This is a genomic window from Mesorhizobium sp. GbtcB19, from assembly GCF_019091085.1.
GTDB lineage: Bacteria > Pseudomonadota > Alphaproteobacteria > Rhizobiales > Rhizobiaceae > Mesorhizobium.
The window spans coordinates 270,015-278,873 of sequence record NZ_JAGXJY010000007.1 but is presented as its reverse complement, the minus strand read 5'-3'; the positions used below and the strand labels follow the sequence as shown (position 1 = coordinate 278,873).

Sequence of the window (8,859 nt, the reverse complement as noted above, 5' to 3'; positions counted from 1 at the left end):
CAGCCACCGCATCAAGAAATGCGCATGGAACGACGACTACCTAATCCAGGCCCTGACCCATATGCGATAGCCCTGCCCTTGCGGGGGAGATGTCCGGCAGGACAGAGGGGGGTGCTGTCCCTCCAGCCTGTCCAACAAATCGCAACAAATCATCCTGCGGCGCTCGGGCGTAGAGTTTTGAACGGCCGGCGATCCTTCACACCCCCCTCTGGCCTGCCGGCCATCTCCCCCGCAAGGGGGGAGATCAGCAGCTTCAACGGCGGTTCCTTGCCGCCAGGGTCCTGAGCCTCAACCCATTGAGGCGGATAAAGCCTTCGGCGTCCTTCTGGTCGTAGGCGCCACGATCGTCCTCGAAGGTGACCAAAGCATCGGAATAGAGCGTCTTCTTCGACTTGCGGCCGGTGACGATGACATTGCCCTTGTAGAGCTTCAGCCGCACCGTGCCTTCGACGTCTTCCTGGCTCTTGTCGATCATCGCCTGCAGCATGACGCGCTCGGGCGAGAACCAGAAGCCGTTGTAGATCAGCTCGGCATAACGCGGCATGAACTCGTCCTTGAGGTGGGCAGCACCGCGGTCGAGGGTGATCGATTCGATGGCGCGGTGGGCGGCGATCAGGATGGCGCCGCCGGGCGTCTCGTAGACGCCGCGCGACTTCATGCCGACGAAGCGGTTCTCGACCAGGTCGAGGCGGCCGATGCCGTTGTCGCGGCCGAGATCGTTGAGCGCGGCCAGCATGGTGGCCGGCGACAGCTTCTTGCCGTTGAGCGCGATCGGATCGCCCTTGAGGAACTCGATCTCGATCTCGGTGACCACGTCCGGCGCATCCATCGGCGAGACGGTGCGCTGGTGCACGAATTCCGGCGGCTCGCTCCACGGATCCTCCAGCACCTTGCCCTCGGAAGAGGAGTGCAGGAGGTTGGCGTCGACCGAGAAGGGCGCTTCGCCGCGCTTGTCCTTCGCCACCGGGATCTGGTGCTGCTCGGCGAAGTTGATCAGATCGGTGCGCGACTTGAACGACCAGTCGCGCCACGGCGCGATGACCTTGATGTCCGGGTTGAGTGCATAGGCCGACAGCTCGAAGCGGACCTGGTCGTTGCCCTTGCCGGTGGCGCCGTGGGCAATCGCGTCGGCGCCGGTCTCCCTGGCGATCTCGACGAGGTGCTTGGAGATCAGCGGCCGGGCGATCGAGGTGCCGAGCAGGTAGGTGCCTTCATAGACGGTGTTGGCGCGGAACATCGGGAAGACGAAGTCGGCGACGAATTCTTCGCGCACATCGACGATGCGGATGTCCTTGATGCCCATCATCTCGGCCTTCTTGCGCGCCGGCTCCAGCTCGCCGCCCTGGCCGAGATCGGCGGTGAAGGTGACGACTTCGGCGCCGAGCTCGGTCTGCAGCCATTTCAGGATGATGGAGGTGTCGAGGCCGCCGGAATAGGCGAGCACGACTTTCTTGACGTTCTTGATCTTGGACATTTTAGCGGTTCCGCGGGAAAAGTTTCGCGGGCGAGGTATCACGGCCGTTCCGGGCGGCGCAAGAGACGAAGGGGCGCAGGGGTTATGGCGCGGGCTGGGCCAGATGTTTGCCTAGTCAGATGCTGGCGGAGCAAAAGGCGCCGCGTTATTGGCTGCACGACCCATCCCGAGGCGCGCGCCCCATGTCCTTTGTTCCCGATACAGCCACGCTGATCCAGTTCGCCATTGCCACCGTGATCCTGGCGATCACGCCGGGACCGGACATGACGCTGTTCGTGTCGCGCACGCTGAGCCAGGGTCGCGCCAGCGGCTTCGCTTCCCTGGCCGGCGCGCTCACCGGCACGCTGATCCACACCACGCTGGTGGTGGTCGGCATCTCGGCGCTGATCATCGCCTCGCCGATGGCCTTCTTCGCCTTGAAGATTTTTGGCGCCGGCTATCTGGTGTTCCTGGCTTTTCAGGCGGTGACGAAGGGTTCGGCCTTCTCGCCGCAGAAGAGCACGGGACCGCAGGTCTCGCTGTTCCGCAGCTGGGCGGCAGGGCTCGGCATCAACCTGCTCAACCCGAAGATCATCCTGTTCTTCATGACCTTCCTGCCGCAATTCGTCTCCGCGCATGATCCCAACGCGTCCGGAAAGCTGTTCTTCCTCGGCGTGATGTTCGTCGCGCTTTCGACCCCGGTGACGGTGCCGATGGTGCTGGCGGCGGAGAAGTTCTCGGCGGCGATGAAGGCCAGCCCGCGCTTCACGCGCGTGGCCGATTATCTTTTCGGTGGCGTGTTCTCGGCCTTCGCGCTCAAGATCATCACGACGCAGGCGAGGTAGCATCGATCGTGGTCTGCGGCAGGTATCAGCGAAACAGCTTTACCGCATGCCTTGCCAAGGCGATCGACGCCGCGACGGCAATGAGCGCGCAGACGCCCGGCCATCCCCAATGGCCGTAGATTTTCACGCCGATCCACGAGCCGGCGCTGCCGCCAAGGAAAACTGAGGTCATATAGGCTGTGTTGAGCCTGCTGCGGGCATCGGGCCGGATCGCAAAGACACGCGCCTGGTTGGCGGTTTGACCGCTTTGCACGGCGATATCGAGAAGCAGCATACCCGCCGTGAGCGCCAGCAGGCCTGTTATTCCGCCAAGCGCGCCGCCAAGCAGTACGATCGCCGCCACGATGCCGGTGACAAAGGCGAGCGGGCTGACGAAATCGGGCCCCCTGCGGTCGATCAGCCGGCCGGCGATCGGCGTGCAGAGCACGCTGGCGGCGCCGACCAGGGCAATCAGCCCGACCGCCTGCCCGCCGAGATGGTATGGCGGCCCGCCGAGCAGCAAGGCGAGGCTTGTCCAGGCGGCGGTGAAGCCGCCGAACATCAGCGCCTGGTAGAGGCAGGAGCGACGCAGCTCCGGCTCACCGCGAAAGAGGATGAAGGCTGCCGCGACCAGCGAAGGATAACGCTGCGAGGATGTCGGCGCCGTCTTCGGCAGCACCAGGCCGAGCAGAATGGCGAACACGAACAGCGCCGCCGCGGCGACGAAATAGGGTCCGCGCCAGCCGAGATGCTCGCCGAGGAAGCCGCCGAAGGTGCGGGCCAAGAGAATGCCGGCCAGCAGCCCGCTGAGCAGCGTGCCGGTAACCGCGCCGCGCCGCTCCGGCGGCGCCAGCCCTGCCGCCATCGGCAGCAGGATCTGCGGCACCACGGTGGTGAAGCCCGTCACCATGCTTGCGACCGCCAGCACCGGCAGCGTCGGCGCCTGGCTGGCGACCAGCAGGGCGGCGGCGGTAAGGGTCAGCAAGGTTGCGACAAGCGGACGATGCGGCAGCCGGTCTCCCAACGGCACCAGCAACAGCAGACCCAACGCATAACCGAGCTGGGCGGTCGTGACCACCAGCGCCGCCGTTTCGGCGGGAACGCGCAGGTCCGATGCGATGAGCAGCGTTATGGCCTGGGGGAAGTAAATGGTGGCGACGCTTGCGCCGCAGGCGATGGAGAGGATGAACAGCAAGCCGGTACCGAGACCGGAAGGAATGTGCTCGGCGGGTTGATCAAGCCGCGCCGCCACGGCGGCCGCGGCCGAGCCGCCATTCATTTCGCCTTCCGCCACGGCCCTGCTCCTGTCTGTACGGCTCTATCTCTTTGTCTTTACGCAATTCCGGACGGAAAACCGCCCACACTTTTCCTGGAATTGCTCCAAGCGCGGCGGGCCGAAGCCGATTCGGACAGCCTGTTCAGGTGGCAGGGTTTTGGCATGATCCGCTGCCGAGAAATTCGCAACTTTTCGGCATCGCGCTCAAGATTCAGGATCGAGCAACGCCTCGCGGCGCCAGCTTCCGGCCCAGCGGCCGGCGGAGAGCCAATAGAAGATGCCGCCGACCATGCCTGCGCCGATCACGGCCAATCTGCCGTTGGCCCCGGTGATATCGAAATTGGGATCGGCGACGCGGTGGACGAACCCGAGGAAGGCAAGCGCGATGACGGCGCCGCCGAGCGCATAGAACAGCCAGTCGCGGCGGCCGAGCACCTCGGCGATCAAAATGACCACGGCCGCCGGTATAAAGGCGAAATAGGCGACGAACAGCGCCAGGATGGGCACCGAGAAATAGAGCGAGGCGGTCGCCGTCGGTTCCGGATCGGCCGGCGTGTAGCCGAGATGCGCCAGGTAAAGGATGTTGAGGAAGGCGCTTGCCGCCAGCGAGGCGACGACATAGCCGAGCAGGATGACGGCGAAGCGGAAGAGGTATGCGATGAGGCGCCTCATGTGGATTGTCTGCGCTCTTTGAGGAGTCGGCCCTCTGCAAAGCAATAGGCCGCACCTCCGACGCCTCCGGCAACAATCAAGATCATCAGTACACGATAGTCTGGTGGCCGCTGCGCCATCGGGTACATTTTCATGAATGCACCGACAATTGCTCCCGCCAAGGCGAACGTAGTCCAGCGTCTTCTTTCTACAAATCGAGCGGCAACGATCAACGGGATTGCGAACGGAGCGCCATAGATTCCTGCGATCGCAGTCCCAATCAGCAGCAGGCCTAGGTCGTCCAGGCTGTAGGACAATACGGTGCCGTGGCGCCATATCAGTCCACTAAGCATCAATGTAATCAGGCATGTGGTGAAGGCGGCTGAAACGTAGCAAAGTGTGATTGACGCCAACCGGATGATGCGCCTCACGCCTCGCCGTGCCCCGCGATCATCATGGCTTCCAGCGCCAGGCGGTCGACCTTGCGCATGCGCTCGGATTCCGACTTCAACTGGCCGCAGGCGGCGAGGATATCGCGGCCGCGCGGCGTGCGGATCGGCGAGGCGTAGCCGGCATTGTTTATATAGTCGGCAAACTTCTCGATCGTCTCCCAGTCCGAGCACTGGTAGTTGGTGCCGGGCCAGGGGTTGAAGGGGATCAGGTTGATCTTGGCCGGAATGCCCTTGAGCAGCTTGACCAGTGCCTTGGCGTCCTCGAGCGAATCGTTGACGTCCTTCAGCATCACATATTCGAAGGTAATGCGCTTGGCGTTGGACAGGCCCGGATAGGCCTTGCAGGCGGCGATCAGCTCCTTCAGCGGGAACTTCTTGTTGATCGGCACCAGAAGGTCGCGCAGGTCGTCATTGGTGGCGTGCAGCGAGATCGCCAGCATGACGCCGATCTCCTCGCCGGTGCGGGCGATCTCAGGCACGACGCCGGAGGTCGACAGCGTGATGCGACGCTTCGACAGCGACAGGCCGTCGCCGTCCGACGCGATCAGCAGCGCCTTCTTCACCGCCTCGAAATTGTAGAGCGGCTCGCCCATGCCCATCATGACGATGTTGGACACCTTGCGGCCTTCGGCCGGCACGATGGCGCCGTCCGGTGTGTCGCGGTCGGGGAAGTCGCCGAGGCGGTCGCGCGCGGTGAGCAGCTGCGCCAGGATTTCTTCCGTGGTCAAATTGCGCACCAGCTTCTGCGTGCCGGTGTGGCAGAAGGAGCAGGTCAGCGTGCAACCGACCTGCGAGGAGATGCAGAGCGTGCCGCGACCTTCCTCGGGGATATAGACGGTCTCGATCTCGACCGGACGGCCGGCGCCGCGCGGCGGAAAGCGGAACAGCCATTTGCGCGTGCCGTCGGCAGAAATCTGCTCCTCGACGATTTCCGGCCGCGCGACGCTGAAATGCTTGCCGAGCTCGGCGCGCAGGTCCTTGGAGATGTTGAACATATGCGCGAAGTCGGAAACGCCGCGCACATACATCCAGTGCCAGAGCTGCTGGGCGCGCATTTTCGCCTGGCGCTCCGGCACGATGCCGGCACTGATGAGGGCTTCGCCGAGCTCGGCGCGGGTCAGGCCGATCAGCGACGGCTTCTCGGTTTGCGCTGCGCGGCGCAAAGCGTCACGGGCGCCTTCAGCGGTAAGATCAAGCGAAACGGTCATGGTGGCGCCAATATAAGCGATTTGCGGCCGATTTCAGCATCGGCCGAACAGGAAAGCGCGGCGCATAGCACAGCTTGGCGCCGGAGTCATGCTTTCGCCGGAGATCACTTCCTGGCGTTCGAGGCTGTGCCAGCACATTCATAAGCTGGTCGTGTTGCCGGCCGAGAATTGCACGCGCTAAATGGCGCCCGCGCCGCGCTGATCGGTCCGCCTGACGATAATCCTTGAAACAATTCCATCCGCCGAAGAGACATCGCCATGTGGCTGAGTGAGTTCGAAATCGTGCTGCGCGACCGCGTCATCCCGTCCGGCGCGATCCGGATCGAGGACGGGCGGATCGCGGAAGTCAGTGATGAGCCCGTCGCGAATGCCGATATCCTGGGCGGCGGCCGCCTGCTTGTGCCGGGGTTCATCGACATGCATGGCGACATGGTGGAGCGGGAGGTGGAGCCGCGCAGCGGCATGCATGTGCCGATGCAGATCGGCATCGCCGAGCTCGACAAGCGGCTGGCCTCGTGCGGCGTGACCACCGCCTATGCGGCGCTGTCCTTCATCGGCACCAGCGCCACCGCCGCTTTGCTGCGCTCGGAAGAACACACGTCGGCGATCATCGAGACCATTGCCGGCCTGAAGGATGAGCTTCTGGTCGATCATCGCATCCACGCCCGCTTCGAGGTGACCTTCACCGAGGCGGTCAGTGTGCTGGAACGGCTGATGGAGGCCGGCAAGCTGCATCTGGTCTCGCTGATGGACCATACGCCGGGACAGGGGCAGTACCGCGATGTCGAGCTCTATATTGCCAGGCTGGCCAAGGATCGCGGCATGTCGATTGCCGATGTCTCCGAGATCGTCGGCAAGCGCATGGCCGACCGGAATGGCCACGGTGGCGTGCTCGGCACGCTGCAGAGCCTGTCGGCCTTTGCCCGCGCCCGCAACATCGTGCTGGCGTCGCACGACGACGACACCCTGGAAAAGGTGGAATTCGTGCATGGCCTGGGAACCGTGCTCAGCGAATTTCCGGTGACGCTCGAAGCGGCCCAGGAAGCCCGCCGTCTCGGCATGTACACGGCCATGGGCGCCCCCAACGCGCTGCGCGGCCAGTCCTATTCCGGCAATCTTTCGGCACGCCAGGCCTATGAGGCCGGGCTGCTCGACATGCTGGCCAGCGATTATCATCCCGCCTCGATCCTGCCGGCGCTGCTCGGCCTGGCCGAGCTGGGCGGGGGCGGTCTGGCGGCGGCGGCCGCGCTGACAAGCGCCAATCCGGCCAAGGCGCTCGGACTTGCCGACCGCGGCGCCATCGAGCCTGGACTTCTGGCCGATCTCGTCGTCGCCGACCGCCAGCCGGTGGTGCGCGTGCGGGCGACGTTCCGCGCCGGCCGCATGATCTATGGCGACGGCACGTTGACTGCGCGTTGAGTTTTTTGTTTGCCGGCTAATCCTTTCGGCGATGGCCGCTGACCTGAGCGCCGTCCGCGGCGTGCAGGAAGAAGAAACCCGGAATGGGAAGCAGCGGGATCACCGCCGTCAGCAGGAACGCCCAGTGGAACTGGTCCGCCGTCGGCGCATGCACCTCACCGGAGACGAGGCCGAGCACCATGGCGGCGATCGAGACGCCGAGCGAGACGCTGAGCTGCTGCAGGACGCCGCCGAGGCTGGTGGCGCGGCTGAGCTTCTCCGCCGGCAGGTCGGCATAGGACAACGTGTTGGAGGACATGAACTGCGCCGAACGGACGATGCCGAAGCAAAACACGTAAAGGCCGATCGCCCAATGCGGGGTGTCGGCGTTGAGCAGGGCAAAGCCCGCCACCGCAAAAGAGCCGACCACGGCGCTGCCGGTCAGCACGGCCTTGAAGCCGAAGCGCCGCAAGAAAAACGACAGCAGCGGCCGCATCAGCAAGGCGCCGAAGCTGCCGACAAAGGTCAGCGATCCCGAGGTGACCGGGCTCATGCCGAAGCCGACCTGCAGCATCAGCGGCAAAAGGAAGGGCGCGCCGTTGAGGCCGATGCGGCAGAGACCGCCGGCCAGCGTGCCGACCCAGAAGGAGCGGAAGCGGAACAGCGTCAGATCCACCGCGGGAGCGGCGACGCGGCGCGCATAACGGCCGAAGGCGAGGAGCAGCAGGACCGACGCGGCCAGCACCAGCACGGTCGCCAGCGATGAAATGACCGGACGGCCGATATTCTCCAGGCCGAATTGCAGGAGTGCCGCGCCGGCGCCCACCATCAGGAAGCCGGCGAAGTCGAAAGGCTGCGCGTCGTCGTCCTGGAAATCGTCGACGAAGCGCAAGGCGGCGACAATGCCGATCAGGCCGAACGGCACGTTGGCGTAGAAGATCCAGCGCCAGGAGGCGTAGGTGGTCAAGAGGCCGCCGAGCAGCGGGCCGATGACAGGCCCGACGATCGCCGGCAGGGTCATGTAGGTCATCGCGGTGATCAGGCCGCTGCGCGGAAAGGAGCGCAGCAGGATCAGCCGCCCGACCGGTGTCATCATGGCTCCGCCCAGCCCCTGCAGCGCGCGCATGGCCAGAAGCATGCCGACGCTGTCCGCCACGCCGCACAGGACCGAGCCGAGGGTGAAGGTGAAGAGCGCCAGCGCGAAGATTTTGCGGGCGCCGAACCGGTCGGCGAACCAGCCGCTCACCGGAATGAACACGGCCAAAGTCAGGATGTAGGTGGTGATCGCCAAATTGAGGCGGACCGGCGTGGTGTCGAGGCTTTGCGCGATCGCGGGGATCGCGGTGGTGAGGATGGTGGAATCGAGCTGCTCCATCAGGAAGGCGATGGCGACGATCGACGGGATGATCAGCTTGAGCCGCGGGTCGCGCTCGGTCGCAAAAAGATGCTGTTCCAATGGTCCGCCAGTTCCGTCACGCAGGAGGCGGTGGCGCGAGCCATCCGCAATCAAGCCGGCGATGACATTGTGCGGCCCAGCCGGCCCGAGCCCCCACCGCACCGGACTGCTTTAGGTCCCGACCGATGCCAAGCGGTAGCG

The 8,859-nt window shown here is 64.8% G+C and carries 8 protein-coding genes; 2 read left to right on the top strand and 6 right to left on the bottom strand.

Annotated elements, in window-relative coordinates:
• Positions 1–253: 253 nt before the first annotated feature.
• The gene (locus tag KVT37_RS15490) at positions 254–1,474 is read right to left on the bottom strand and encodes an argininosuccinate synthase (protein ID WP_217574454.1); all 1,221 of its coding nucleotides are present in this window, start codon (positions 1,472–1,474) and stop codon (positions 254–256) included.
• Positions 1,475–1,656: 182 nt separating this feature from the next.
• Here KVT37_RS15490 and KVT37_RS15485 point away from each other — a divergent pair, with 182 nt between their 5' ends.
• Positions 1,657–2,298, top strand: a complete 642-nt coding sequence (locus tag KVT37_RS15485) for a LysE family translocator (protein ID WP_217574452.1) — start codon at positions 1,657–1,659, stop codon at positions 2,296–2,298.
• Between the two features lie 25 nt (positions 2,299–2,323).
• Here the strand turns inward: KVT37_RS15485 and KVT37_RS15480 are convergent, their stop codons facing one another.
• From KVT37_RS15480 to rlmN, 4 genes are all read right to left on the bottom strand, one after another.
• A complete protein-coding gene (locus KVT37_RS15480; protein ID WP_217574450.1) occupies positions 2,324–3,571 on the bottom strand; it encodes an MFS transporter in 1,248 nt (415 codons plus the stop codon).
• A 186-nt stretch (positions 3,572–3,757) separates the two neighbouring features.
• Positions 3,758–4,225 carry a hypothetical protein gene (locus KVT37_RS15475; RefSeq protein WP_217574448.1) on the bottom strand — a complete coding sequence of 156 codons (468 nt, stop codon included), beginning with the start codon at positions 4,223–4,225 and terminating at the stop codon, positions 3,758–3,760.
• Positions 4,222–4,635 carry a hypothetical protein gene (locus tag KVT37_RS15470; RefSeq protein ID WP_217574445.1) on the bottom strand — a complete coding sequence of 138 codons (414 nt, stop codon included), beginning with the start codon at positions 4,633–4,635 and terminating at the stop codon, positions 4,222–4,224. The genes KVT37_RS15475 and KVT37_RS15470 overlap by 4 nt, the downstream gene beginning before the upstream one ends.
• Complete coding sequence (gene rlmN / locus KVT37_RS15465; protein ID WP_217574443.1) at positions 4,632–5,864, bottom strand: 23S rRNA (adenine(2503)-C(2))-methyltransferase RlmN; 1,233 nt, start codon at positions 5,862–5,864, stop codon at positions 4,632–4,634. Before rlmN ends, KVT37_RS15470 begins: the two co-directional genes overlap by 4 nt.
• Positions 5,865–6,122: 258 nt before the next feature.
• Here rlmN and KVT37_RS15460 point away from each other — a divergent pair, with 258 nt between their 5' ends.
• Positions 6,123–7,283 carry an alpha-D-ribose 1-methylphosphonate 5-triphosphate diphosphatase gene (locus tag KVT37_RS15460; protein ID WP_217574441.1) on the top strand — a complete coding sequence of 387 codons (1,161 nt, stop codon included), beginning with the start codon at positions 6,123–6,125 and terminating at the stop codon, positions 7,281–7,283.
• Between the two features lie 16 nt (positions 7,284–7,299).
• Here the strand turns inward: KVT37_RS15460 and KVT37_RS15455 are convergent, their stop codons facing one another.
• Positions 7,300–8,718 carry a DHA2 family efflux MFS transporter permease subunit gene (locus tag KVT37_RS15455; RefSeq protein ID WP_217574439.1) on the bottom strand — a complete coding sequence of 473 codons (1,419 nt, stop codon included), beginning with the start codon at positions 8,716–8,718 and terminating at the stop codon, positions 7,300–7,302.
• Positions 8,719–8,859 lie beyond the last annotated feature (141 nt).

What these genes read in the sequence shown, in the direction of transcription:
- KVT37_RS15490 (WP_217574454.1), bottom strand. Translation starts at nt 1,474, where the DNA reads ATGTCCAAGATCAAGAACGTCAAGAAAGTCGTGCTCGCCTATTCCGGC.
- KVT37_RS15485 (WP_217574452.1), top strand. Translation starts at nt 1,657, where the DNA reads ATGTCCTTTGTTCCCGATACAGCCACGCTGATCCAGTTCGCCATTGCC.
- KVT37_RS15475 (WP_217574448.1), bottom strand. Translation starts at nt 4,225, where the DNA reads ATGAGGCGCCTCATCGCATACCTCTTCCGCTTCGCCGTCATCCTGCTC.
- rlmN (WP_217574443.1), bottom strand. Translation starts at nt 5,864, where the DNA reads ATGACCGTTTCGCTTGATCTTACCGCTGAAGGCGCCCGTGACGCTTTG.
- KVT37_RS15460 (WP_217574441.1), top strand. Translation starts at nt 6,123, where the DNA reads ATGTGGCTGAGTGAGTTCGAAATCGTGCTGCGCGACCGCGTCATCCCG.